Genomic DNA, 24813 nt, shown 5'->3' on the forward strand with positions numbered 1-24813 from the left:
GTGAGATGCGCCTCCGTGGAACTCCTTTCCGGGGGCCCGCGGTCCCGAGTCCACGGGCCCGCGTTCCCAGGCCCGCGGCCTCAGGCCGGGTCGAACTCCAGGGCCTCGATCGTCTTCTGCGCCACTTCCCTGCCCCGCTCGGTGACGTCGCCCTTGCCCGGATACTCGACCGCCACCCGGTACATCTGCTCCTCGGCGTTCTCGTAGTAGAAGAACCGCAGCTCGACCGGGCGCGGGTCCTGGGTGTCGGTGGACTCGAAGGAGACGGTGTTCTCGGCCGCGGGACGGTCCTGGTGCTTCAGGCCGGGCGCGGGCCGGGTCGCCGGGTCCTCCGGCATGCGGAAGTCGTACTCGCCGGACTTGCGGAACTCCTCGTTCTCGGCGTGCATCTGGGCGTCCGGGCTGGCGGCGACGTCGTCGAGGCTGTTCTCCTGGGAGTACCGGTCGATCCTCACCCGGATGGCGCCGCTGGGGTCGTGGAAGGCCACCCAGTCCTTGTCGGTGTCGGTGTCCTCCGGCCGCTCGACCAGGTAGGCGGCCGGCACGCTGACGTTCACGCCGAGCGCCTTCTGCGGGTGGGTCTTCCAGTCGTCCGGCACCGTGCCGCCGAACGGATCGGCGATCACCAGCCAGGCCACCAGCACCGCCGCCAGCAGCCCGGACACCGCGCCGAACAGCACCTTGCGCGGCACCCACACCCCGCCGGTGCGCTGCTGGACGGGCCGGGGCGGGGCGGGCGGCGCCGGGGGCCGCAGCACGGCCTCCAGCAGGCGGCGGGCCCCGGCGTGGTCCAGCCGGTGCGCGGGGTCCTTGCGCAGCAGCCCGTTGATCACCTCGGCGAGCGGGCCGGAGGTGGCGGCGGGCGCGGGCGGCTCGGAGTTGAGGACGGCCTGCAGGGTGGCCGGGGTGTTGCTGCGCCGGAACGGCGAGACTCCCTGGGTGGCCGCGTAGAGCACCACGCCCAGCGACCACAGGTCGGACGCCTCTCCCGGCCGCTGGCCCAGCACCCGCTCGGGGGCGACGTACTCGGGTGAGCCGACGAAGGCGCCGGTGTCGGTGAGGCTGGTGTCGCCCTCGGCCTGGGCTATGCCGAAGTCGGTGAGGACCACCCGGTCGTGGTGACCGAGCAGCACGTTGTCCGGCTTGACGTCCCGGTGCAGGATGCGCGCCGCGTGCACCGCCTCCAGCGCGCCCAGCACCTCCAGGCCGATCCTGGCCGCCTCGCGTGGGCCGAGCGTGCCCTCCTGGAGGACGTCGCCCAGTGAGCGGCCGCGGACCAGCTCCATCACGATCCACGGCCGGCCGTCGACCACCGCCACGTCGTGCACGGTGACCACGGCGGGGTGGTCGGTGCGGGCGGCGGTGGTCGCCTCACGCCGCATCCGCGTGTACAGCTTCTCCCGCTCCGCTTCCGGGAGGTGGTCCGGGAGGCGGGGCTCCTTGACCGCCACCTCGCGGCCCACCGTCTCGTCCATGGCCCGCCAGACGGTGCCCATGCCGCCGTGGCCCAGCCGGGAGAGCAGCCGGTAGCGGCCCGCTATCAGGCGGCCCGCGCCGGGGTCCTGCGCGGACGGCTGGTGCGGGGCGTCCTGGGCGGGCGGGTGCGGATGCGGCCGGGCCTGCGCCGACGACGGGTGAGGCGGAGCCGGCGCGTGGGCCGGGGACTGCTGCGGGGCCGGCTGCGACAGCGGGTGCGGCACCTGCTGCCGGCCGGGCTGCGGCGCCTGCTGCGGCACGGCCGGCCGGGCCGGCGGCTGGAGGCCGTAGCTGGTGGGTTCTTCGGGCCGGTTGCCGGCTCCCCCGTGGCTGCTCATGGACACATCCATATCGCGCCGGACCCGCACGAAGCCACCCGGTCCCCCGACCGGTCACAGAGCCGTGACGGTCAGCGGGTGGTCCCGTAGGTCTGCGAGGCCTGCTCGAAGAGCCGGGTCACCTGGTCCTTCTCCGCCTCCGGGCCGCGCAGTTGCACCACGTGGTAGCGGCCGCCGTCGAGGATCGCCAGATTGCGCACGTACAGTTTGCGCCCCTGGTCGTCGGTCCAGGTGAACTCGCCCTCGGCCATGACCTTCCCGCCGACCTCGATCCGGCGCAGTCCGCCCGAGCCGGCCCAGGTGGAGTCCCGGTAGGGCTGCAGCTCCGGCTCGTGCTCCTGCTGGTAGACCTGCGGGTCGCGGCCGTACTGCTCGGCGCTGTCCCGGCCGGGCACCACGATCAGCCGGAAGTCGCCCTTCGAGTAGACCACCTGCCCCTGGCCGTTGCGGGGCGTGCGCTGCCAGCCGCTCGCCACGGCCACCTCGAAGCCCTCGGGGTCCTTGCGCAGGGTGAAGCCCTCCGCCACCTCGTCGTCCTGCCCGGCCGGGGGTTCGGCGGTGTCCTTCGCGGACGGGGTGGGCGTCGGCTCCGGTGCGTCCCGGGGCGGCGTGGTCGGCGCGGTGTCCACGGGGAAGGCGCCCTTGGAGGTGTCCTGGCCGTCCGCCCGCTCGCCCTCCTTCGGCATGAAGAGCATCGCGTAGGCGACCGCGCCGGCCAGCAGGAGCAGCACCAGGGCCAGCAGCAGCCGTCCGAGCCGGCGGGGCGACCGCTCGCCGCCCTGCGGCCCGCCGCGTTCCGCGCGTCCGAAGCCCTCGTCGTGTCCGAAGTCCTCAGCGCCTCCGAAGCCCTCGGCGCGTCCGGCGCGGGGCGGCCGCTCGGCGCGGGACGCCCGTTCGGCGCGGTCGGACCCGGCGCGGCGGTGGCGGGCGCGTGGCGCCGCCTCGCGGCGGGAGGCGCGGCGGCGGCGCACCAGTTCGCCCTTGCGGCGCACCATCGGCAGGCGCTCCGGGTCGGCCGGGGGCAGCGCGACGAGGTGCGTGCCCGCGTCCGGTTCCGGCGCGGAGCGCACCAGCGAACGCAGCCACCCGGCGAGTTCCTCGATGTCCGGGCGGTCGGTGGGGTCCTGGCGCAGCAGCGACTCCACGACGGGGCGCAGCGGGCCGCACTCCTCGGCGAACGCCGGGGGTTCGGAGCACACCAGCTGCACCAGCTCGGCGGTGGAGTCCTCCGGGTACGGGGCGTGTCCCTGGACCGCGCGGAACAGCAGGGCGCCCAGCGCCCACAGGTCGGTGGCGGGGCCGACGGGCGCGGCGAGCTGCCAGTTGTCGTGCACGGGCCGTGTTCGTCCTGACGGGCGCGGGCGGCGGCGCGGGCCTCGTCCACCCTGGCGGCGGCCGCGCGGGCGGCCTCCCGGTAGGCGGCGACCGCGCCGGCCGGCGTGACGGCGGTCCCTTCGGTGCCGTCCTGCCCGGAGCCCGCGGCGGCGGGCCAGTAGGGGGCGGCGGGGGCCGGGGTCCAGTGGTCGGAGGAGGGGGACGGCGCGGGCAGGCCCAGGGCGTGGGCGGTGCCGCCCGCCGGGGCGTGCGCGGAAGGACCTCCCCGGTCCTCCGCTCCCGGGTCCAGCTCCAGGGCCGGGTCCGGTCCCGGCTCCAGGGCCGGGTCCGGATCCAGGTCCGCGTCCGGTCCCGGCTCGTCGCCGGGCGGCTCGGGGGCGTCCAGCGGCGGGGTCTCCGGCGGCACCGGGTCGTAGCCGCAGAGGGCGTCCTCGGCGGCGCCGGTGGCCAGGCCGGTGAGGACGACGCGGCCGTCGTCGCCGACCAGGACGGTGCGCGGGGTGATGTTCCGGTGCACCCAGCCGTGCGCGTGCAGCACCCGGAGCGCCATCAGCAGGTCCGCGGCGACCTCGGCGGCCCGGTACGGCGTCAGCGGCCGCTCGGCGAGCACGTCGCCGAGCGGACGGCCGGGCACCGCCTCGGCGACCACCCAGAGGGACCCGCCGTCGGCGAACACGTCGTAGACCTGGTCGAGACGTGGGTGGTCGGGGACCCGCGCCGCCTCCCGGGCGGCCTCGAGGGCCCGCCGCACCGCCGGCTCGGCGGGCTCGCCGCCCCTGCCGCGGCCGTGCCCGGAGGCCGCGCTGAAGCCTTCGGGCAGCCCGTCGGCGTCGAGCACCTCGGCCTCGACGACCTCGGGCAGCGGGATCTGACGGACCCGCACCTCCTGCCCGCTGTACGTGTCGAAGGCGAGGCTCTCCGCCAGGTCGTAGCGGTCCTCGCCGGAGGGGTGCACGGGCAGGCGATAGCGATCGGCGAGTATCCGTCCCGCGTAGTCGTCCACCACACCCTCCCCGCTCCGCCCGGCCGGTCACATCCGTTCGGTGTGCGCCGCGTTCCGGCCGCTCTTCCGTCCGTGTACGGTCCGCGCGGATTCACGATACGTGCCGTGGCCGACACTCGCCGCTCGGATGCGACATCCTGCCATCGCGCGTCGCGGCCGGATCAGGACTTCGGCCGGAACGTGGTGGTGAGGGCGTCCCAGGTCTTCTCGCGGCGGTCGCCGTTCCAGTCCGCGGCCGGGGCGGTGTACATCAGGGCGTAGCCCTGGACGGGGCTCACCACGAAACCGCGGTCGACGGTGCGGTACTTGGTGCCCCCGTCGACGTAGGTGAACTCCCAGTCGGCGGCCTCCCAGCCGCGGTAGTCCACCGCCTCTATCCGGATCCGCTTGTACCGGTCGCGGGTCATGGTCTTCTCCAACTGCTTCCAGTCGGCGACCGCGTCGTCCTTGGGCATGGTGGTCCAGCCGATCAGCAGCCGCTGGTCGCCGGGGCCGGTGAAGCGGTCGCCGGCCCTGTCGGTGGAGCGGTAGCGCCATCCGGAGGGCAGGCCGATGGTGTAGCCCTGCCCGGACCGGTAGGTGGTGGTGTCGAGGGAGCCGGAGTCCTGCTCGCCGTCGCCCTTGCCCTTGTCGTCACCGGCCTCGCCCTTGCCGTCGCCGCCCTTGTCGTCCGCGTCCCCGTCGCCCGCGCCGTCGGACGCGGAGGCGGAGGGGGTACGGTCGCCGGGCTCGCCGGAGGCGTCCGTCGCCCCGGGGTCGGGCTTGCCGCCGGCCGTCGTGTCGTCCCGGCCGCCGGGGTTCCCCGAGTCGTCGCCCAGCGTGTTCAGCAGCACGCCGACCAGCACCGCGAGGGCCGCGACCACCACGAGGGCCACCAGCACGGACTGCCGGGAGAACACGTCGCCGAGGGAGCCGCGGGGCTTCGGCGACGGGCCGGCCCCCACGGGGCGTTCCGGCATGTCGTCGGGCGTGTTCATCACCGGCCAGCCCGGGCGGGCGGCCGTCCTGGCGGGCTCCGCGGCGGTGGCCTCGGAGGCGGTCCTGGCGTCCGGCGCGGGGGTGGGCCGGGGCGTGGTGCCGGTGAGGGGCAGCGCGGCGGAGCCCTTGCGCTCCTCGGGCAGCGGGACGGTGCGCACCGGGTCCACGGGCGTGGACTCCGCCTCGGCGGCGGTTCCGGAGAGCACCGCGCCGAGCAGCGCGCGCGCCTTGGCGTCGTCCAGCCGCTTGTCGGGGTCCTTCTCCAGCAGGCCGAGGATGACCTCGCGCAGCGGCCCGGCGTGGCGGGGCTCCTCGACCGGCTCGGTCATCACCGCGGTGAGGGTGGCGATGGCGGAGCCCTTGTCGTACGGCGGCACGCCCTCGACGGCCGCGTACAGCAGGCCGCCCAGCGACCACAGGTCGGCCGCGGGTCCCGGCTTGTGGCCGCGGGCGCGCTCCGGCGAGATGTAGGAGGGGGCGCCGACCAGCATGCCGGTGGAGGTGAGCGAGGGGTCGCCCTCGATCTGCGCGATGCCGAAGTCGGTGAGGACCACCCGGCCGTCCTCGGCCATCAGCACGTTGGACGGCTTCACGTCGCGGTGCAGGATGCCCTCGCGGTGGGCGGAGCGCAGCACGTCGAGGACGGCGAGGCCGACCTCGGCGGCGCGGCGGGGGTGGAGCGTGCCGTCCTCGCGGATCACCTCGGCGAGGGACTTGCCGTCGACGATCTCCATCACGATCCACGGCCGGTCGTCCTCGTCGACCACGTCGTAGACGGTCACCGCGCTGGTGTTGCGGATCCGCGCGATCGCCTTGGCCTCGCGCAGCGTGCGCGTGATCAGGCGGCGCTTCTCCTCCTCGTCGATGTTGGCCGGAAATCGCAGTTCCTTGACGGCGACCTTCCGGCCGAGCGTCTCGTCCTCCGCGCGCCAGACCGTGCCCATGCCACCTCGGCCGAGCACCGTCTCCAGTCGGTAGCGCCCGGCGAGGAGACGTCCGGTCCTGTCCTGACGAGGTGTCCCCGCCCGCTCCGTCTCCGACATGCGTCCCCTCATGCAACCCGCCCTGACAGAGCCTCCATTGTCCCCCACCCGACAAGTGGGCGGGCCGCCGGGTGTCATCTGAACCGGCGCGCCGTACGCGACCGATGACGGGCTGCCACGACACCGATGTCACCGCACCCCGGCCCGGGGGCCGCCGCCTCCCTCGCACGTCGGCCCGGCACCGGCCCCTCCGCACCTCCGGGACGGTCCCCGCCCTTCACCTCGCCGCACCCCCGCCGCCCGCGGGTCCGCTCCCCCGCCCCGCCGGCCCGCGCTTTCCGGTCATGTCCGCCGGCCGTTCCCGCGGGCCGCCGCGCCGCCGCCCGGCAGCCACGCCGCCCCGCGAGGGCGACGGTGGCCGCGGGCCGGACCGGCGGCGGCGCCACGACGGTGCGGGCGACACGGAGCGGTCAGGAGCGGTCAGGAGCGGACGATGTCCGGCGCGCCGAGCCTCGCCGCGTCGGCCGTGAGGTCGTCCGGCTGGCGCTGGGACTCCCGCTCGGCCTCCACCCGCTTCTCGTAGTACTCGACCTCCCGGTCCACCCGCTCCGCGTCCCATCCCAGGACCGGCGCCATCAGATCGGCCACCTCCCGCGCACTGCGCGTCCCGCGGTCGAAGGTCTCGATGGAGATGCGGGTGCGCCGGGTCATCACGTCGTCCAGGTGCAGCGCCCCCTCGTGGCCGGCCGCGTAGACCACCTCGGCCCGCAGGTAGTCCTCGGCGCCTCCGAGCGGCGCGCCCAGCGAGGGGTCCTCGGCGATGAGGGCCAGCACCTCCTCGGCCAGCGAGCCGTACCGGTTGAGCAGGTGCTCCACCCGGACCACGTGCAGGCCGTTGCGGGCGGCGATCTGCGCCCGCGCGTTCCACAGCGCCCGGTACCCCTCCGCGCCGACCAGCGGGATCTCCTCGGTGACGCAGGGCGCGACCCGCCGGTCGAGCCCGTGCACCGCGGCGTCCACGGCGTCCTTGGCCATGACCCGGTACGTCGTGTACTTGCCGCCCGCCACCACCACCAGCCCCGGCACCGGATGCGCCACCGTGTGCTCCCGGGACAGCTTGCTGGTGGCCTCGGACTCGCCGGCCAGCAGCGGCCGCAGGCCGGCGTAGACGCCCTCCACGTCGTCCCGGGTGAGCGGCACGGACAGCACCGAGTTGACGTGCTCCAGCAGGTAGTCGATGTCGGCGCTGGAGGCCGCGGGATGGGCCTTGTCGAGGCTCCACTCGGTGTCGGTCGTGCCGACGATCCAGTGCCGCCCCCAGGGGATGACGAAGAGCACGGACTTCTCGGTCCGCAGGATCAGCCCCGTCGAGGAGTGGATGCGGTCCTTGGGGACGACCAGGTGGATGCCCTTGGACGCCTTGACGTGGAACTGGCCCCGCTCACCGACCATCGCCTGGGTGTCGTCGGTCCACACCCCGGTCGCGTTGACGATCTGCTGGGCGCGGATCTCGTACTCGCCGCCGCCCTCCAGGTCCCTCACCCGCGCCCCCACCACGCGTTCGCCCTCGCGGATGAAGCCGGTGACCCGGGTCCGGTTGGCGACCTCGGCCCCGTAGGCGGCGGCGGTGCGCACCAGGGTGGCGACGTAACGGGCGTCGTCCATCTGGGCGTCGTAGTACTGGAGCGCGCCGGTCAGCGCGTCCTTGCGCAGGCACGGCGCCACGCGGAGCGCGTGACGGCGGGTCAGGTGCCGGTGCCCCGGCAGCCCCCGGCCGTGGCCGCGGGCCAGGGACATCACGTCGTAGAGCGCCACGCCCGTGCCCGCGTAGGCGCGCTCCCATGCCTTGTGCTGGAGCGGGTAGAGGAAGGGGACCGGCTTCACCAGATGGGGCGCCAGCCGCTCCAGCAGCAGCCCCCGCTCCTTCAGCGCCTCCCTGACCAGCGCGAAGTCCAGCATCTCCAGGTACCGCAGCCCGCCGTGGATCAGTTTGCTGGAGCGGCTGGAGGTACCGGAGGCCCAGTCGCGGGCCTCGACCAGGCCGGTCACCAGGCCGCGGGTCGCCGCGTCCAGCGCGGTGCCCGCCCCGACCACGCCTCCTCCGACCACCAGGACGTCGAGTTCCCTCTCGGCCATGGCCGCCAGGGACCCGGCGCGCTGCTCCGGCCCGAGTGTCGTTGTCCTCACCGCTGCCTCCCACGCTGTCGTCGTGTGTCGCTGCCGGTCGAACTGGGTGGGTCACCCGTGCTGATCGATTCTCACCGGCCTTTCGCAGATCGGCCACCACCCCTCACTGTCCTGTGGACGGACTTCCCCGCATTCCCCCACGTCACTGCCGTCCCGTCACCCCTGAGGATGATCCGCCCGGCCAACACGCGGATTTCCTCCACAATCCCGCATAACGGTCATATTTACTCCTAGTCTGACAGTGCGCTCGCCCATTCCGACCTCCCGGCTTGCGCCCCTGTCCCCCTCCGGTTATCGGGAAGGACGGCCCACCCATGCCCGCAGATCTCGCCGTCATCGGCCTCGGCCCGCTCGGCCTGCCGCTGGCCCAGGCCGCCGTCGCCGCCGGCATCCCCACCCTCGGCTACCACACCGGACCGGACGCCGGTTCCCTGAGCGCCGCGGAACTCCGCCGCATGCTCGCCCGCGGCTTCCGGCCCACCACCAGCCCCGACGAACTCGCCCGGGTCCGCACCGCCGTCATCTGCGCACCCGTCACCCGCGCGGCGGACGGCGGCCTGGACCTCGGCGAGGTGGCCTCCGCCGCCCGCACCCTGGCCACCCGGCTGCGCCCGCACACCACCGTGGTCCTGGAGTCGCCGGTCCACCCGGGCACCACCGACGGTTTCCTGCGCGACGTGCTGGAGCAGGGCTCCGGGCTGACGGCCGGCCGCGACTTCCACCTCGCGTACTCCCCCGGCCGCGTCGACCCCGGCAACCGCGCCTGGACGCCCGCCAACACCCCCACCGTCGTGGGCGGCCTCACCCCCGCCTGCACCGAGTCCGCCATCGCCTTCTACTCCCGCGTCACCGACCGCGTGGTCCGGGCCCGCGGCCTGCGCGAGGCCGAGACGGTGCAACTGCTGGAGACCAACTACCGGCACGTCAACATCGCCCTGGTCAACGAGATGGCGGTGCTCTGCCACGACCTCGGCGTCGACCTCTGGGACGTCATCCGCTGCGCCGAGACCAAGCCCTTCGGCTTCCAGGCCTTCCGCCCCGGCCCCGGCGTCGGTGGCCACGGCCTCCCCCGCGACCTGACCGCCCGCGCCGCGGACCCCGCCGCGCCCGCCCTGCGCATGGTCGAACTCGCCCGGCGGGTCAACGCCGACATGCCCCGGTACGTGGCCCGGCGGGCCGCCGCCCTGCTCAACGAGCACGGCAAGTCCGCGCGCGGCGCCCGCGTCCTGCTGCTCGGCGTCACCTACAAGCCCGACCTCGACGACGAGCAGTGCTCCCCCGCCGGGGAGATCGCCGTCCGGCTCGGCGAACTCGGCGCCCAGGTCGTCTTCCACGACCCCTACGTCGGCGAGTGGCGGGTTCACGACCGGCCGGTGCCCCGTGCCGACTCGCTCCACGAGGCCGTCGCGAACTGCGACCTGACCATCCTGCTCCAGCAGCACCGGGCCTACGACCTGCAGAGCCTGTCGGCGAAGGCCCAGCTCCTGCTGGACACCCGGGGGGCGACACCGGCCGGAGCGGCGCACCGGCTCTGACGACGGGGCGCCTCACGGGCGGGCGGCCGCCGGCCGGAACACCGCGAGGACGGCACGGAGCCACTGCTACTCTGCCCACTCTTCGTACAACCGCTCGCACCAACGGGGGACCGTCATGACCCATCCAACGCCTCCTCAGCAGCCCGCCGAGGGCAACCCGTACGCCACGGCTCCCGGCGTCCCGCCGCAGGGCGCGCCCCAGAACGCGCCGCAGGGCTACCCGGGTGCTCCGGCTCCCGCCTACCCGGGTGCTCCGGCTCCCGCCTACGGCGCCCCGGCGATGCCCGTGCTGCCCTCGGGCGGCAAGCTGGCGCTGGGCGCCGTGGCCGGCCTGGTCGCCGCTCTGGTGGCGGCCGTCGTCTACGGCATGATCCTCGGCAAGGCCGAGGTGGAGATCGGCTACGCCGCGGTGGGCGTCGGCGCCCTCGTGGGCCTGGTGGCGGGCAAGACCGGCGGCGGCAACCCGGTGACCGGCTCGATCGCCGCGATCATCTCGCTGGGCGCCGTCTACCTCGGTCAGCTGATCGGCATCTCGGTGCTGTTCGCGGACAGCCCCCTGGTCGCGCCCGACGTCACGTTCCTCCAGGTGCTGACGGAGAACTTCTCCCTCGTGCAGGAGACGTGGAGCGAGTCGATGGACCTGATGAGCCTCCTCTTCATCGCCCTCGGCGGCGTGGCGGCGTTCGGTGTCTCCAAGAAGGTCGGCAGCGACTGATCCGCGCCGGCACGCACGAGGGCCCGCCCACCGGTCGCTCCGGTGGGCGGGCCCTCGTGCGTGTGCGGTGCGGTGCGGTCAGCGGCGGTGCTGGGAGTCCGCGACCGTCACCTCGACGCGCTGGAACTCCTTGAGTTCGCTGTAGCCCGTCGTGGCCATCGCCCGCTTGAGCGCGCCGAAGAAGTTCATCGACCCGTCCGGCGTGTGCGAGGGGCCCGTGAGGATCTCCTCCAGCGTGCCGACCGTGCCCAGCGCGACCTTCTTGCCGCGCGGCAGCTCGGCGTTGACCGCCTCCATGCCCCAGTGGTGGCCCTTGCCCGGCGCGTCGGTGGCGCGCGCCAGCGGGGAGCCGATCATCACGGAGTCCGCGCCGCAGGCGATCGCCTTCGGCAGGTCGCCGGACCAGCCCACGCCGCCGTCGGCGATCACGTGGACGTACCGGCCGCCGGACTCGTCCATGTAGTCCCGGCGCGCCGCCGCCACGTCGGCGACCGCGGTGGCCATCGGCACCTGGATGCCCAGCACGTTGCGGGTGGTGTGCGCGGCGCCGCCGCCGAAGCCGACCAGGACGCCCGCCGCGCCGGTGCGCATCAGGTGCAGCGCCGCGGTGTAGGTGGCGCAGCCGCCCACGATCACCGGCACGTCCAGCTCGTAGATGAACTGCTTCAGGTTGAGCGGCTCGTGCGAGGAGGACACGTGCTCCGCGGACACCGTGGTGCCGCGGATCACGAAGATGTCGACGCCGGCGTCCACGACGGTCTTGGAGAACTCCGCGGTGCGCTGCGGGGAGAGGGCGGCGGCGGTGACCACACCGGCGTCGCGCACCTCCTTGATGCGCTGCCCGATCAGCTCCTCCTTGATCGGCGCCGCGTAGACCTCCTGGAGGCGGCGGGTGGCCGCCTCGGCCGGCAGCTCGGCGATCTCGTCCAGCAGCGGCTGCGGGTCCTCGTAGCGGGTCCACAGGCCCTCGAGGTTGAGGACGCCGAGGCCGCCCATCTCGCCGATGCGGATGGCGGTGGCCGGGGAGACGACCGAGTCCATCGGCGCCGCCAGGAACGGCAGCTCGAAGCGGTAGGCGTCGATCTGCCAGGCGATCGAGACCTCCTGCGGGTCCCGCGTACGGCGGCTCGGGACGACGGCGATGTCGTCGAAGGCGTACGCCCGGCGGCCGCGCTTGCCGCGCCCGATCTCGATCTCAGTCACGTCTGTGGCCTTTCCCTCTGCTTGTCAGGCGTCATCCAGTATCGCCGACGCCCATGAAGAGGGCGGCCCCGCACTCGGCGGGACCGCCCTCCAACGAAAGATTCCGTGCTTCCCGTTACAGCTGGCCGCTGTAGTTCGGCGCCTCGACCGTCATCTGGATGTCGTGCGGGTGGCTCTCCTTGAGGCCCGCCGAGGTGATCCGGACGAACCGGCCCTTGGACTCCATCTCCTCGATGGTCGCCGCGCCCACGTAGCCCATGGTCTGGCGCAGGCCGCCGACGAGCTGGTGCAGCACGTTGGAGAGCGGGCCGCGGTAGGGGACCTGGCCCTCGATGCCCTCCGGGACGAGCTTCTCGTCGGAGCTGACCTCGGCCTGGAAGTAGCGGTCCTTGGAGTACGACTTGCCCTGGCCGCGGGACTGCATCGCGCCGAGCGAGCCCATGCCGCGGTAGGACTTGAACTGCTTGCCGTTGATGAACTGCAGCTCGCCGGGGGACTCCTCGCAGCCGGCCAGCAGGCTGCCCAGCATCACGCTGTCCGCGCCGGCCGCCAGCGCCTTGCCGATGTCGCCGGAGTACTGCAGGCCGCCGTCGCCGATCACCGGCACACCGGCCGCGCGGGCGGCGAGGGACGCCTCGTAGATGGCGCTGACCTGCGGGACGCCGATGCCGGCGACCACGCGGGTGGTGCAGATGGAGCCGGGGCCGACGCCCACCTTCACGCCGTCGGCGCCGGCGTCGATGATCGCCTGCGCGCCGTCACGGGTGGCGACGTTGCCGCCGATCACGTCCACGTCCACCGCGGACTTGATCTTGGCCATCCAGGACAGGGCGTTGCTGTTGTGGCCGTGGGAGGTGTCCACGATCAGGAAGTCGACGCCCGCGGCGGCCAGCGCCTGGGCGCGCTCCAGCGCCTCGGGGCTCGCGCCCACGGCGGCGCCGACGAGCAGCCGGCCCTCGGCGTCCTTGGCGGCGTTGGGGTACTGCTCGGCCTTGACGAAGTCCTTGACCGTGATGAGGCCCTTGAGGACGCCCGCGTCGTCGACCAGCGGAAGCTTCTCGATCTTGTGCTTGCGCAGCAGCTCGACGGCGTCGGTGCCGGAGATGCCGACCTTGCCGGTGACCAGCGGCATCGGCGTCATGACCTCGTGCACCTTGCGGTTGCGGTCGGACTCGAAGGCCATGTCGCGGTTGGTGACGATGCCCAGCAGCTTGCCCGCCGGGTCGGTGACCGGGACGCCGCTGATGCGGAACTTGGCGCAGAGCGCGTCCGCCTCGGCGAGGGTGGCCTCGGGGTGCACGGTGATCGGGTCGGTGACCATGCCCGACTCGGACCGCTTCACCAGGTCGACCTGGTTGACCTGGTCCTCGATCGACAGGTTGCGGTGCAGCACGCCGACGCCGCCCTGGCGGGCCATGGCGATGGCCATCCTGGACTCGGTCACCTTGTCCATCGCCGCCGAGAGCAGCGGGATGTTCACCTTGATGTTCCGGGAGATCCGGGTCGAGGTGTCGACCGCGTTGGGGAGGACGTCGGACGCTCCCGGCAGCAGCAACACGTCGTCGTAGGTCAGCCCGAGTGTCGCGAACTTGGCGGGCACTCCGTCGACGTTTGCAGTCATGACACCTTCCCCAGACGGCCTTGATCGGTGCGGATGTCCATGCTAACGGGATCCGGCGGCCCGGCATTCCACCATTCGTGGGCGCGGCGGGTGACGCACCGGCTCCGCGTTCGGTTACCGGGTGTGACCGGAGACCGGGGCGGGACACGGGGAGGCGTCCTCCCTGACGCAGGGGCGGCCGTGTGGCCGGGAATCGCCGTTCCCTCCGTCGCGCGCAGTGACGGTCACTGCTCGGCGAGCGCCCTCAGACGGCTCAGCGCACGGTGCTGGGCGACCCGCACCGCACCGGGTGACATTCCCAACATCTGGCCGGTTTCCTCCGCCGTGAGGCCGACGGCGATACGGAGGAGCAGCAGTTCGCGCTGGTTCTCCGGGAGGTTGGCGAGCAGCTTCTTCGCCCACTCCGCGTCACTGCTGAGCAGCGCCCGCTCCTCGGGGCCGAGCGAGTCGTCGGGCCGCTCGGGCATCTCGTCGGAGGGCACCGCCGTGGAACCGGGGTGGCGCATCGCGGCGCGCTGCAGGTCGGCGACCTTGTGCGCGGCGATGGCGCAGACGAAGGCCTCGAAGGGCCGGCCGGTGTCCCGGTAGCGGGGAAGGGCCAGCAGGACCGCCACGCAGACCTCCTGCGCCAGGTCCTCCACGAAGTGGCGGGCGTCGCCGGGGAGCCGGGACAGCCGGGTGCGGCAGTACCGCAGTGCCAGCGGATGCACCCGGGCCAGCAGGTCGTGCGTCGCCTGTTCGTCCCCGTCGACGGCACGATGGACGAGGGCACCGATCACCGTCGTCTCGTCGTCGCGCATCGCTCCATGGTGCCCTGGAGCCCGCGAGACGGGTCCGCCGTGCCCCTGGTTGTGCACCGAAGCGTTATGAGCAGGTGCGCCGGCACTCATCTCCTGCGCCCTCCCCTTCCGCTGGACCGACTCGTCCCCGTGAACTCCACATCTCAAGGATGCGGCATCCGCGGCGAAACGAGCATCGGGCACCCGTCGGGAGGTTCTGACGTCTCCGTCACAGGTGCGGCAGGCGGGGTCCTCCGGAGATCCCTCCGGCACCCCGCCCTGACGCGGCCACCGAGGCGACCCGTGAACGGGTCCTACCGGACCAGGCCCCACCGGAAACCGAGCGCCACCGCGTGCGCCCGGTCCGAGGCGCCGAGTTTCTTGAAGAGCCGGCGGGCGTGGGTCTTGACCGTGTCCTCGGAGAGGAACAGCTCACGGCCGATCTCCGCGTTGGAACGCCCGTGGCTCATGCCTTCCAGGACCTGGATCTCGCGGGCCGTGAGCGTGGGCGCGGCGCCCATCTCCGCGGAGCGCAGACGGCGCGGCGCCAGCCGCCACGTCGGGTCGGCCAGGGCCTGCGTCACCGTGGCGCGCAGTTCGGCCCGGGAGGCGTCCTTGTGCAGGTAGCCGCGGGCGCCGGCGGCGACGGCGAGCGCCACGCCGTCCAGGTCCTCGGCGACGGTGAGCATGATGATGCGCGCCCCGGGGTCGGCGGAGAGGAGGCGGCGGACCGTCTCGACACCGCCCAGGCCCGGCATGCGGACATCCATGAGAATGAGGTCCGAACGGTCGGCGCCCCAGCGGCGGAGGACTTCCTCGCCGTTGGCCGCCGTCGTCACACGCTCGACGCCGGGCACGGTCGCGACCGCGCGGCGGAGCGCCTCTCGGGCAAGCGGGGAGTCGTCGCAGACGAGGACGGAAGTCATGACCGCCCTCCGCAGCTGATGCGCGTCACCTTGAGCCTCCAGGCTGGTACGAAATCGTCACCTGTGCGGTCGATCCTTCGCGGGCCTCTCGGAGCATCCGTCCGAGCGCTTGTTCCGTCGACCGCCTCGCCCTCTCAACGACGGTCACTCGAAAGAGTTACGGGGAGAAAGGCCGCCTTCGACACTCTACGTGAGGGGGTCATCACCACACGGTGACTCACAGCATGTACACAGGCTTTCCCCATGGACTCTGACCCGATTGGTCCCATTTCTTCCTTTTCGCTGGTGTCTGTGACTAGATTCGCAATGAGTCATATTTTCATCTCCTTAGATCGTTCGTAGATCTTCATTGATCGCGGGTACGCGGTCGCCGAACCGGCAACCAGCACCAAGGGGACACGCCATGGCTGATTTCTCCCGCCTTCCCGGCCCTAACGCCGATCTGTGGGACTGGCAGCTCCACGCCGCCTGCCGAGGGGTCGACAGTTCGCTGTTCTTCCATCCGGAGGGTGAACGCGGGGCGGCGCGCAGCGCCCGCGAGAACTCGGCCAAGGAGGTGTGCATGCGGTGCCCGGTCCGGGCGGAGTGCGCGGCCCACGCCCTGGCGGTTCGCGAGCCCTACGGGGTGTGGGGCGGCCTCACCGAGGACGAACGCGAGGAACTGATGGGGCGGGCACGGCACCGCCTGGTACCCGTGCCGGACCGGGGCGGCCACCGCGACGAGGGGCCCCGGACGCACGGCGTGCCCGGCACGCACGGCGCCGACGGGACGGACGGCGCGGACGGCGACGGCGGATAGCCGACGGATAAACGTTTCTCCGGTGAGCGTCCGGGCCTCAGACGCGGGCGGCAGCCGCGCTCTCGAGCCGGCGGAGCGTGGCCGCGACGGCGGGAACCTGTTCGAGGTCGGTGAGGGTGAGGGCGACGATCTCGCGCCGTACCGCCGGCTCCACGCGGACCTCGCGAACGCCCCGCCCGCGCACCGACTCCACCGCCAGGCGGGGCAGCACGGCCACCCCGAGCCCGGCGCCGACCAGCCCGACCACCGCCGGGTAGTCGTCCGTCGCGAAGTCGATCCGCGGCGTGAACCCGGCCTCCGCGCACACCCGCACCAGCTGCCCGCGGCACCGCGGACAGCCCGCGATCCACGGTTCCCCGGCCAGCTCCCCGATCCCGACCGACTCGGCGGACGCCAGGCGGTGCCCCTCGGGCACCAGTCCCACCAGCCGGTCGCTCAGCAGCGGCCGCACCACCAGGTCGGCCCACTCCTCCGACTCCGCGGAACCCGCCGCGCCGCCGTAACGGAAGGCCAGCGCCACGTCGCAGTCACCGGCGCGGAGCATCTCCACCGAACGCGGCGGCTCGGCCTCCTCCAGCGACACCTGGGTGCCGGGGTGCTCGGCGCGCAGCGCGGCCAGCGCCGTGGGCACCAGCGTGGAGCTGCCGCTCGGGAACGACACCAGCCGGACCCGGCCGGCCCGGAGCCCGGCGATCGCGGCGACCTCCTCCTCCGCGGCGGTCAGCCCGGCGAGGATGCCCGCGGCGTGCCGCACCAGCGCCTCACCGGCCTGGGTGAGCCGCATGCCGCGCCCGGCGCGGACGATCAGCGGCGTGCCCGCCGAGGACTCCAGCGCCTTCATCTGCTGGCTGACGGCCGGCTGGGTGCATCCCAGCTCACGCGCCGCCGCGGAGAAGGAACCGGTGGCGGCGACGGCGCGCAGGACACGGAGATGACGGGCCTCGATCACCCTGCCCAGCATAAGTCAGTCCATAAGTCCGCCTTGTACCTGAACGGGAGAAACCCACTGCCCCTTTGACGACGGCGGCGCTACGGTGCCGCGTATGAAGGTGCTCTCGCTCAATCTCGGTACCGCCGCGGTCGTGCCCTACACCGCTCAGCGCGACGGCCTCACCGGCATCGACAAGCGTCCGGTGGACGGACCCGTCCGGGTCTTCGCCCCCGGCCCCAAGGGAACCGGGGCCAGCGGCGTGACCGGCGACGCGGTCTGCCACACCCGCCACCACGGCGGCGACGACCAGGCGGTCTACGCCTTCGCCCGCGAGGACCTGGACGAGTGGGAGCGCGAGCTCGGCCGGCCACTGCGCAACGGCGTCTTCGGCGAGAACCTCACCACCTCCGGCATCGACGTCTCCGGCGCCCGCGTCGGCGAGCGGTGGCGCGTCGGGCCCGAGGTGGTCCTCCAGGTCACCTCGCCGCGCATCCCGTGCGGCACCTTCCAGGGCCACATGGGCGAGCCGCAGTGGGTGAAGCGCTTCACCGCCAAGGGCGTGCCCGGCGCCTACTTCCGGGTGGTCACCCCCGGCGAGATCCGGGCCGGCGACGCGATCGAGGTCGTCCGCCGTCCGGACCACGACATCACCATCGCCCTCAGCTTCCGCGCCCTGACCCTGGACCGCGGGCTGCTGCCCCGCCTTCTGGAGGCGGGCGACGACCTCCCGGCGGAGGAACGCGCGACCGTCCACAAGTACGCCGCCCCTCGTTCGTCCTGACGCCACTTCCCCACCGGCCGCCCCACCTCCCCCACGCGCCACGGGCTGCATAACCTGACCCCCATGACTACGGCTCTGATCACGGGTTCCACGGCCGGCCTGGGCGCCGCCTTCGCACGACGACTGGCCGCCCTGGGGCACAACCTGGTGCTGGTGGCCAGGGACACCGAGCGGCTGCGCACGCAGGCCACCGAACTGCACGACCGGCACGGCATCGAGGCCGAGGTGCTCACCGCGGACCTCGCCACCGACGAGGGCATCGACGCGGTGGCCGCCCGCCTGTCCGACCGCCGTCACTCCGTGGACCTGCTGGTCAACAACGCGGGCTTCGGCAACAAGGGCCGCTACCTGGAGGTCCCGGTCGCCGACGAGCTGCGCATGCTCAAGGTCCACTGCGAGGCGGTGCTGCGCCTGACCTCCGCGGCGGTCGAGGGGATGCGGGAGCGGCGGCGCGGCGGCGTGATCAACGTCGCCTCGGTCGCGGCCTTCGTCCCGCGGGGCACCTACGGCGCGTCCAAGGCGTGGGTCGTGCAGTTCTCCCAGGGCGTGGCCCGTGAGGTGGCCGCGGACGGCGTCCGCCTGATGGCCCTGTGCCCGGGCTTCGTGCGCACCGAGTTCCACCAGCGGGCGGGCATGGGCACGGACAACATCCCCGGCTGGATGTGGCTGGACGCGGACAAGGTCGTCACCGCGGCCCTCGCCGACTTCTCCCGCGGCAGGACCCTCTCCATCCCGGACCCGCGCTACAAGGCGCTGCTGGGCCTGAGCAAGCTGGTTCCGCGGAACCTGATCGGCGGCGTCTCCACGGCGGCGGGCCGGAAGTACGGCCCGGACCGCTGAGAAATTGACCGGGTGGCCCCGGGCCCGGGCGGCTAGGCTACGGGCAGCCGGGGCAGCTCCGACACCGGTGGGCGTCATGACCCAGCAGTGTTCCGGCCCACCACTCACCGAGGGGACTCCCATGGCCAACCGACGCAACGACATGCTCGGCGTCGGCGGACAGCGCAAGAAGCTGTCCCGCTCCGACCGTAAGGACTCCGTCACCGCCGGCTCCGACAGCCGGCGGACGGCCGCCGAGCAGAAGCAGGAACTGCTCCGCAGGATGCGCGAGCGCACGCAGGGCGCCGTCGCGCCGGCGGACGGCGCGTCGGCGGACGACGCGCAGACGGACGGCGGCGTCGCGCAGGGCTGAGCCGCACAGCACCGTGGCCGTCTCCTCCGGGAGGCGGCCATCGTCATTCGGCGGGGACGCCGGGACGCCGGGGAGCACGCCCGGGGCCTGCCGCGCCTGTCCCGCGGATGCCCGGGCGACGTGGCGTGCGCGGCCTCCCGCCCGGCGTTCCCGGCGTCGCCCCGCCGCGCGCGGGAGGGATCGTCCCGCGGGGAGCGCACGCGGGACCGTCTCAGCCGCACCGCAGCAGCCGCCGGCCTGTTCGGAACGTCGGCCAGCGGCTGCAGGTACCGCTCGGCCCACTCGCCGCCGGTGGGGCAGGCGGCCGGGTGGGGGCGGGTCCAGCCGGGCGGGGCGAGGAGCTTCTCGGCCTCGGCGTCGACCAGTTCGCTCCAGGGGGAGAAGAGCCGCACGTGCGCCCACTCCCGCACCGCCGCTCCCGCCATCCGCTCCGGCTCCAGCACCAGCGGGGTGAGCCCCCGTCCGGCCAGGTGCGCGGCTGCGGCCAGGCCCACGGGGCCGGCCCCGATGACGACGACGGGCGGCTGCTGCTCGGTCATGACTTCTCCTGGCTTGCATCGATGAACGTCGATCCCTTGACGCCACCCGGCCTGTCACGTCGATTCGACATCCGTCAACGCAGGCATCCATCGATACAGCCCCCAGTCTTCTCGTCCGGTTGACGAAAAGAGGTGGACGCAATATCGTCAAAGAGACGAAAACAGATGCCCGGGAGGCCCTCATGGCTGACATCATCAAGCGCTTCGGCATGCGCCACCTGCGCGGAACGCCCACCGCGCACATCCGGCACCACCGCTCGGGCCGGCTCGCGCACGAGGGGCCCGGCATCAGCTTCTGGTACCGGTCGCTGACCGCCGCGCTGTCCGAGGTCCCGGTGGACGACCGCGAACTGGCCATGACCTTCCACGCCCGCACGGCCGACTTCCAGGACGTGACGGTGCAGGCCACCGTCACCTACCGGATCGGCGACCCCGCCGTCGCCGCCGAGCGGCTGGACTTCTCCATCGACCCGGACACCGGCGTCTGGCGGGGCGCGCCACTGGAGCAGCTCTCCACGCTGCTCACCGAGTCGGCGCAGCAGCACGTGCTCGACGTACTGGCCCGGACCCCGCTGGAGGGGGCCCTGGCGGACGGGGTGGGGCTGGTGCGGGAGAGGGTCGCGGCCGGGCTGGCCGCCGAGCCGCGGCTGCCGGCGACCGGCATCGAGATCGTCACCGTGCGGGTGGTGGCGCTGCGGCCGGAGCCCGAGGTGGAGCGGGCGCTGCGCACCCCGGCGCGGGAGCGGATCCAGCAGGAGGCGGACCGGGCCACCTACGAGCGGCGCGCGGTGGCGGTGGAGCGGGAGCGGACCATCGCCGAGAACGAGCTGGCCAGCAAGATCGAGCTGGCCCGGCGCGAGGAGCAGCTGGTCGACCAGCACGGCACCAACGCGCGGCGCCAGGCGGAGGAGCAGGCCGCCGCCGACGCGGTGCGGGCCGAGGCCGAGGCGGCGCGCACGGTGCGGCTGGCGCAGGCCCAGGCGCAGGCGGAACGGGAGACCGGCGCGGCCAGGGCCGAGGCGCAGGCCGCCTGGCTGCGGGTGCACGCCGAGGTGGACGCGGGCACGCTGCGGGCACTGACGGGCATGCAGCTCGCCCAGCACGTGCCGGACATCGCCAGTCTCACCGTCTCGCCCGACGTCCTCACCGGCCTGCTGGCCAAGCTGGCCGGCCCGGGCACGGGGACCGGCGCGGCGACCGGTGCCGGCGGGGCCTCGGCATGAGTCTCGCGCCGCGCGCCGTGCTGGTGCACCGGGCCACCGAGTACGAGGAGCTGGTGGCCCGGCACGGCACCCACGGCCAGGCCGCCTTCTTCCTCGCCTCCCGCGGCCGGAGCATCGACGAGGTCGCCGAGCGGCACGCGCGGACCCGGCGCGCGCTGGCCGAGGTGGCCGCGGCGGTGCCGCTGACCTGGCGGCAGGCGCGGGTGGAGCGGCGTGACGTGGACCGGTTCCTGTTCGCACCCGAGGACGTGGTGGTCGTGGTCGGCCAGGACGGGCTGGTCGCCAACGTCGCCAAGTACCTCTCGGGACAGCCGGTGGTCGGCATCGACACCGATCCGGGCCGCAACCCGGGCGTCCTGGTCCGGCACCGGCCCGCCGCCGCCCGGCGGCTCCTCCCGCACGCGGCGCTGCCCGCCGCCCGGGCCGACGAGCTCACCATGGTCGAGGCGGTCGCGGACGACACCCAGCGGCTGACCGCCCTCAACGAGATCTACCTGGGCGCCCCCGGACACCGCACCGCCCGCTACCGCCTGGCCCTCGACGGGCGCTCGGCCCCCGCGGAGTCGCAGGCCTCCTCGGGCGTCCTGATCGGCACCGGCACCGGCGCGACGGGCTGGATCCGCTCCGTGTGGCAGGAACGCCCGGAGCCCGGCCGTCTCCCCCTGCCCGGCCCGGCCGAGGACCGCCTCCTCTGGTACGTCCGGGAGGCCTGGCCCTCGCCCGGCACGGGCACCTCCCTGGTCGCCGGCGAACTGGCCGCCCGTACCCGCCTCTCCCTCACCGTCGAGTCCGAGCACCTGGTCGCCTTCGGCGACGGCATGGAGGACGACGCCCTCGACCTGACCTGGGGCCAGACCATCCGCGTCGGCGTCTGCGCGGACCGCCTGCGGCTGGTGTGAGGGCGGGCGGACCGTGGCGGGGCGTGTTGCGGGAGCGCACGGTGCGGCTGCTCGAACGGACTCGACCGGCGCCGCGGCGGCCACCCACCGCCTCCCCCGCGCCTTGCGGCTCACGCCGATGTTCCGGCGGTCCAGCTCGGTGATCGCCATCTCCCGGCCGTGTCCCCCGCACCTCCCGTGGACCCGCCGTGCACCTGCTTGCCACCAGTCGCACCGAGCAACTTCGGGTCGCTCCGGGGTCAGGATGGGGAGCGGGCCCGAACCGTGCCGCGGATCCGTGCACCGCAACAGCGATTCCGCACCCAGCGGCGCCGGCGAGGGGCCCCGGCACGGATCACCCGGGCGGGCAGTCCGCCGACACCGACATGGCGTGACACCCGCGGGTGAATCAACGGTGGAGAAGTACCCGCGGAGGGCCTTTTTCACCCTGCGCCTCGAGTCGACTACGTTCCGCGCAGTAGCGTCGTCTCGTCAACCCGCCCCGTTGGGGCGCCGGTTGGCGCACACGAACGGCCCCCGGGACGGTTGCACCCGTCCACGAGGGCCTGAACCACGAGTGGAAGTAGGGCTCCACGGTGATCTGCCGCGACTTTATCGCGCCCACGCACGCCTTCACCCGGCTCGCTCCGACGGAGCCCCCGTCCGCAGGCCCGGCGGTCTCCTGCGCTACCTGCTGACCGACGTGCCGCCGCTGCCCGCCGCCTCCCGCTCGACCGCGCCCCCGCCCCCGCTGGGCGCCCCGTCGTGGCAGCCGCTCCGGGAGTGCGAGGGCGCCCGCCACGACCACCCCGTGATGGCCCGGCCCACCCAGGACGAGTCCCTCTGCCCGGGCTGCCTCGACGCGCTCGCGGAGGCGGGACGCCCGTCGCCGGAGGAGGCGGCCGCCGGCGGGGTGAGGGACGGTGACGGATGACGCCGAGGCCCGGCGCCCCGCGGGAAGCGGGAGGCCGGGCCTCGGTGAGGTGCGAGCGGGGAGGCTCAGTGGGCGTGGCCGTGGCTGTGGCCGTGACCACCGGCGGCCGGCTCCTCCTCTTCCTTCTTCTCGACGACCAGGGTCTCGGTCGTGAGGAGCAGGGAGGCGATGGAGGCGGCGTTCTCCAGGGCGGAGCGGGTGACCTTGACCGGGTCGATGACGCCGGCCTTGACCAGGTCGCCGTACTCGCCGGACGCGGCGTTGTAGCCCTGGCCCTTGTCCATCTCCTTGACCTTGGAGACGATCACGTAGCCCTCGAGGCCCGCGTTCTCGGCGATCCAGCGCAGCGGCTCGACGACCGCGTTGCGGACCACGGCGACACCGGTGGCCTCGTCGCCGGTCTTGTCGAGGTTGCCCTCGAGGACCTTGGCGGCGTGGACCAGCGCGGAGCCACCACCGGAGACGATGCCCTCCTCGACCGCGGCGCGGGTCGCGGAGATGGCGTCCTCCAGACGGTGCTTCTTCTCCTTCAGCTCCACCTCGGTGGCGGCGCCGACCTTGATCACGCACACGCCGCCGGCCAGCTTGGCGAGGCGCTCCTGGAGCTTCTCGCGGTCCCAGTCGGAGTCCGTGGCGTCGATCTCGGCCTTGATCTGGGCGACGCGGCCCTGGACGTCCTCGGAGGAGCCGGCGCCGTCGACGATGGTGGTGTCGTCCTTGGTGACGGTCACGCGGCGGGCGGAGCCGAGCACCTCGAGGCCGACCTGGTCGAGCTTGAGGCCGACCTCCTCGGCGATGACCTGGGCGCCGGTGAGGACGGCCATGTCCTGCAGCATCGCCTTGCGGCGGTCGCCGAAGCCGGGGGCCTTGACCGCGACGGCGTTGAACGTGCCGCGGATCTTGTTGACCACCAGGGTCGACAGGGCCTCGCCCTCGACGTCCTCGGCGATGATCAGCAGCGGCTTCGAGGCGTTGGCCTGGATGATCTTCTCGAGCAGCGGCAGGAGGTCCTGGATGGAGGAGATCTTGCCCTGGTTGATGAGGATGTACGGGTCCTCGAGGACGGCCTCCATGCGCTCCTGGTCCGTCACGAAGTACGGGGACAGGTAGCCCTTGTCGAAGGCCATGCCCTCGGTGAAGTCGAGCTCCAGGCCGAAGGTGTTGGACTCCTCGACGGTGATGACGCCGTCCTTGCCGACCTTGTCCATCGCCTCGGCGATGAGCTCGCCGACCTGCTTGTCCTGGGCGGACAGGGCGGCGACGGCGGCGATGTCCGACTTCTCGTCGATCGGACGGGCGGTGGCGAGGAGGTCCTCGGACACGGCCTTGACCGCGGCGTCGATGCCCTTCTTCAGGGCGGCCGGGGAGGCGCCGGCGGCGACGTTGCGCAGACCCTCGCGGACCAGGGCCTGGGCGAGCACGGTCGCGGTGGTCGTACCGTCACCGGCGATGTCGTTGGTCTTGGTCGCGACCTCCTTCACCAGCTGGGCGCCGAGGTTCTCGTACGGGTCCTCGATCTCCACCTCGCGGGCGATGGTGACGCCGTCGTTGGTGATGGTCGGGGCGCCGAACTTCTTGTCGATGACGACGTTGCGGCCCTTGGGGCCGATCGTCACCTTGACCGTGTCGGCCAGCTTGTTGACGCCGCGCTCGAGGGCGCGACGGGCGTCCTCGTCGAACTTCAGGATCTTCGCCATGGGAGCGGTTCAGCCCTCTCGGGAGAATGCGGTGTATCGCCGTGTGTCAGAGCGGTACGAAAGTCTGTAAAAGCGAACTGCGCCCCGGCGCCCGGCTTATGGCGCGGGGGCCCGGGGCGCAGCTCGACGTGCTTCTTGGGAGAAGCGGCGCTTCGGCGAAGCAGGCTTCGGCGAAGCGAGGTGAATTACTTCTCGATGACCGCGAGGACGTCGCGGGACGAGAGGACGAGGTACTCCTCGCCGTTGTACTTCACCTCGGTGCCGCCGTACTTGCTGTAGAGCACGATGTCGCCGACCTTGACGTCGAGCGGCAGGCGCTCGCCGTTCTCGAAGCGACCCGGGCCCACGGCCAGGATGACGCCCTCCTGGGGCTTCTCCTTGGCGGTGTCCGGAATGACCAGGCCAGAGGCCGTGGTCTGCTCGGCGTCCAGCGGCTGGACCACGATGCGGTCCTCGAGCGGCTTGATGGCAACCTTGGTGCTGGCGGTCGTCACGATCCGACCTCCCCCTTCGGAGATCTCACGGGGTTGACTGTCTGAGGTGGCGACCAGGTGGATCCGTCGTCGCGGGTGCCGGACCTGCCCGTCGCTTGTTGGCACTCACCTGGGGCGAGTGCCAAGGCTGAGACTATGACCGGGGTTAGCACTCGGTCAAGCGGAGTGCCAATTTCTCGGCGGGTTGCGTGAATCCGCCCCGCGCGTCCGGCGGCCCGGGCCCGCCCGCGCCCGTGCGGCCGGCCCACGGCGGCCGGCCCGCGGCG

The 24813-nt window shown here is 73.3% G+C and carries 18 protein-coding genes and 4 pseudogenes; 9 read left to right on the top strand and 13 right to left on the bottom strand.

Translation table 11 applies throughout. From position 1 onward, the window contains the following. Positions 1 to 80: 80 nt before the first annotated feature. The 5 genes and pseudogenes from A2U95_RS08000 to A2U95_RS08015 form a co-directional block, all read right to left on the bottom strand. Entirely contained in the window at positions 81 to 1814 is a 1734-nt protein-coding gene (locus A2U95_RS08000; protein WP_166021501.1) for a serine/threonine-protein kinase, read from the bottom strand. 71 nt (positions 1815 to 1885) lie between these two features. Continuing rightward, positions 1886 to 3151 (bottom strand): annotated as a pseudogene (locus A2U95_RS33740) (serine/threonine-protein kinase); the annotation flags it as partial. Positions 3152 to 3666: 515 nt separating this feature from the next. Then, a pseudogene (locus A2U95_RS33745) lies at positions 3667 to 4155 on the bottom strand (hypothetical protein); the annotation flags it as partial. Between the two features lie 158 nt (positions 4156 to 4313). After that, positions 4314 to 6173, bottom strand: a complete 1860-nt coding sequence (locus tag A2U95_RS08010) for a serine/threonine-protein kinase (RefSeq protein WP_166021502.1) — start codon at positions 6171 to 6173, stop codon at positions 4314 to 4316. Between the two features lie 420 nt (positions 6174 to 6593). Beyond that, complete coding sequence (locus tag A2U95_RS08015) at positions 6594 to 8300, bottom strand: glycerol-3-phosphate dehydrogenase/oxidase (RefSeq protein ID WP_166021503.1); 1707 nt, start codon at positions 8298 to 8300, stop codon at positions 6594 to 6596. Between the two features lie 314 nt (positions 8301 to 8614). Here A2U95_RS08015 and A2U95_RS08020 point away from each other — a divergent pair, with 314 nt between their 5' ends. Together A2U95_RS08020 and A2U95_RS08025 are read left to right on the top strand one after the other, a co-directional pair. Next, entirely contained in the window at positions 8615 to 9835 is a 1221-nt protein-coding gene (locus tag A2U95_RS08020; protein WP_166021504.1) for a nucleotide sugar dehydrogenase, read from the top strand. Between the two features lie 115 nt (positions 9836 to 9950). After that, on the top strand, positions 9951 to 10550 hold the full coding sequence (locus tag A2U95_RS08025) for a hypothetical protein (protein ID WP_166021505.1): 600 nt from the start codon (positions 9951 to 9953) through the stop codon (positions 10548 to 10550). Between the two features lie 78 nt (positions 10551 to 10628). On the opposite strand, the gene A2U95_RS08030 is transcribed toward A2U95_RS08025, so the two are convergent. The 4 genes from A2U95_RS08030 to A2U95_RS08045 all read right to left on the bottom strand — a co-directional run bounded on the left by A2U95_RS08030 (position 10629) and on the right by A2U95_RS08045 (position 15079). Next, complete coding sequence (locus tag A2U95_RS08030) at positions 10629 to 11753, bottom strand: GuaB3 family IMP dehydrogenase-related protein (RefSeq protein ID WP_166021506.1); 1125 nt, start codon at positions 11751 to 11753, stop codon at positions 10629 to 10631. Between the two features lie 115 nt (positions 11754 to 11868). Beyond that, positions 11869 to 13374, bottom strand: coding sequence for an IMP dehydrogenase (guaB, locus tag A2U95_RS08035; RefSeq protein WP_166021507.1), 1506 nt, complete (start codon positions 13372 to 13374; stop codon positions 11869 to 11871). A 224-nt stretch (positions 13375 to 13598) separates the two neighbouring features. Further along, complete coding sequence (locus A2U95_RS08040) at positions 13599 to 14174, bottom strand: sigma-70 family RNA polymerase sigma factor (protein ID WP_108954763.1); 576 nt, start codon at positions 14172 to 14174, stop codon at positions 13599 to 13601. A gap of 293 nt (positions 14175 to 14467) precedes the next feature. Further along, complete coding sequence (locus A2U95_RS08045) at positions 14468 to 15079, bottom strand: response regulator transcription factor (protein WP_003948568.1); 612 nt, start codon at positions 15077 to 15079, stop codon at positions 14468 to 14470. A 403-nt stretch (positions 15080 to 15482) separates the two neighbouring features. Here A2U95_RS08045 and A2U95_RS08050 point away from each other — a divergent pair. Next, a pseudogene (locus A2U95_RS08050) lies at positions 15483 to 15794 on the top strand (WhiB family transcriptional regulator); the annotation flags it as partial. Between the two features lie 121 nt (positions 15795 to 15915). On the opposite strand, the gene A2U95_RS08055 reads toward A2U95_RS08050, so the two are convergent. Beyond that, positions 15916 to 16827: a LysR family transcriptional regulator gene (locus tag A2U95_RS08055; protein ID WP_166024941.1), complete on the bottom strand. Its 912-nt coding sequence runs from the start codon at positions 16825 to 16827 to the stop codon at positions 15916 to 15918. A 94-nt stretch (positions 16828 to 16921) separates the two neighbouring features. On the opposite strand from A2U95_RS08055, the gene A2U95_RS08060 reads away from it, so the two are divergent. The 3 genes from A2U95_RS08060 to A2U95_RS08070 all read left to right on the top strand — a co-directional run bounded on the left by A2U95_RS08060 (position 16922) and on the right by A2U95_RS08070 (position 18782). Further along, a complete protein-coding gene (locus A2U95_RS08060; RefSeq protein ID WP_166021508.1) occupies positions 16922 to 17590 on the top strand; it encodes an MOSC domain-containing protein in 669 nt (222 codons plus the stop codon). A gap of 63 nt (positions 17591 to 17653) precedes the next feature. After that, a complete protein-coding gene (locus A2U95_RS08065; RefSeq protein ID WP_166021509.1) occupies positions 17654 to 18430 on the top strand; it encodes an SDR family NAD(P)-dependent oxidoreductase in 777 nt (258 codons plus the stop codon). Positions 18431 to 18551: 121 nt separating this feature from the next. After that, complete coding sequence (locus A2U95_RS08070; RefSeq protein ID WP_166021510.1) at positions 18552 to 18782, top strand: DUF6243 family protein; 231 nt, start codon at positions 18552 to 18554, stop codon at positions 18780 to 18782. Between the two features lie 245 nt (positions 18783 to 19027). Here the strand turns inward: A2U95_RS08070 and A2U95_RS32560 are convergent. Then, a pseudogene (locus tag A2U95_RS32560) lies at positions 19028 to 19321 on the bottom strand (FAD-dependent oxidoreductase); the annotation flags it as partial. Positions 19322 to 19503: 182 nt separating this feature from the next. On the opposite strand from A2U95_RS32560, the gene A2U95_RS08080 reads away from it, so the two are divergent. The 3 genes from A2U95_RS08080 to A2U95_RS08090 all read left to right on the top strand — a co-directional run bounded on the left by A2U95_RS08080 (position 19504) and on the right by A2U95_RS08090 (position 22356). Beyond that, positions 19504 to 20544, top strand: coding sequence for an SPFH domain-containing protein (locus tag A2U95_RS08080; protein WP_166021511.1), 1041 nt, complete (start codon positions 19504 to 19506; stop codon positions 20542 to 20544). Further along, on the top strand, positions 20541 to 21443 hold the full coding sequence (locus tag A2U95_RS08085; protein WP_166021512.1) for an NAD(+)/NADH kinase: 903 nt from the start codon (positions 20541 to 20543) through the stop codon (positions 21441 to 21443). Before A2U95_RS08080 ends, A2U95_RS08085 begins: the two co-directional genes overlap by 4 nt. Positions 21444 to 21999: 556 nt before the next feature. Further along, on the top strand, positions 22000 to 22356 hold the full coding sequence (locus tag A2U95_RS08090) for a hypothetical protein (RefSeq protein ID WP_166021513.1): 357 nt from the start codon (positions 22000 to 22002) through the stop codon (positions 22354 to 22356). Positions 22357 to 22421: 65 nt separating this feature from the next. Here A2U95_RS08090 and groL read toward each other — a convergent pair whose 3' ends face one another. Beyond that, positions 22422 to 24053, bottom strand: coding sequence for a chaperonin GroEL (gene groL, locus A2U95_RS08095; RefSeq protein WP_166021514.1), 1632 nt, complete (start codon positions 24051 to 24053; stop codon positions 22422 to 22424). 185 nt (positions 24054 to 24238) lie between these two features. Then, complete coding sequence (gene groES, locus A2U95_RS08100) at positions 24239 to 24547, bottom strand: co-chaperone GroES (RefSeq protein ID WP_166021515.1); 309 nt, start codon at positions 24545 to 24547, stop codon at positions 24239 to 24241. Positions 24548 to 24813 lie beyond the last annotated feature (266 nt).

The sequence above is a fragment of the Streptomyces chilikensis genome, from assembly GCF_001642695.1.
In the GTDB taxonomy this organism is placed as follows: Bacteria; Actinomycetota; Actinomycetes; order Streptomycetales; family Streptomycetaceae; genus Streptomyces; species Streptomyces chilikensis.

Coding starts and splice junctions, on each gene's coding strand:
- A2U95_RS08000 (WP_166021501.1), bottom strand. CDS start 1,814: ATGAGCAGCCACGGGGGAGCCGGCAACCGGCCCGAAGAACCCACCAGC.
- A2U95_RS08010 (WP_166021502.1), bottom strand. CDS start 6,173: ATGTCGGAGACGGAGCGGGCGGGGACACCTCGTCAGGACAGGACCGGA.
- A2U95_RS08020 (WP_166021504.1), top strand. CDS start 8,615: ATGCCCGCAGATCTCGCCGTCATCGGCCTCGGCCCGCTCGGCCTGCCG.
- A2U95_RS08025 (WP_166021505.1), top strand. CDS start 9,951: ATGACCCATCCAACGCCTCCTCAGCAGCCCGCCGAGGGCAACCCGTAC.
- guaB (WP_166021507.1), bottom strand. CDS start 13,374: ATGACTGCAAACGTCGACGGAGTGCCCGCCAAGTTCGCGACACTCGGG.
- A2U95_RS08040 (WP_108954763.1), bottom strand. CDS start 14,174: ATGCGCGACGACGAGACGACGGTGATCGGTGCCCTCGTCCATCGTGCC.
- A2U95_RS08045 (WP_003948568.1), bottom strand. CDS start 15,079: ATGACTTCCGTCCTCGTCTGCGACGACTCCCCGCTTGCCCGAGAGGCG.
- A2U95_RS08060 (WP_166021508.1), top strand. CDS start 16,922: ATGAAGGTGCTCTCGCTCAATCTCGGTACCGCCGCGGTCGTGCCCTAC.
- A2U95_RS08065 (WP_166021509.1), top strand. CDS start 17,654: ATGACTACGGCTCTGATCACGGGTTCCACGGCCGGCCTGGGCGCCGCC.
- A2U95_RS08070 (WP_166021510.1), top strand. CDS start 18,552: ATGGCCAACCGACGCAACGACATGCTCGGCGTCGGCGGACAGCGCAAG.
- A2U95_RS08080 (WP_166021511.1), top strand. CDS start 19,504: ATGGCTGACATCATCAAGCGCTTCGGCATGCGCCACCTGCGCGGAACG.
- A2U95_RS08085 (WP_166021512.1), top strand. CDS start 20,541: ATGAGTCTCGCGCCGCGCGCCGTGCTGGTGCACCGGGCCACCGAGTAC.
- groL (WP_166021514.1), bottom strand. CDS start 24,053: ATGGCGAAGATCCTGAAGTTCGACGAGGACGCCCGTCGCGCCCTCGAG.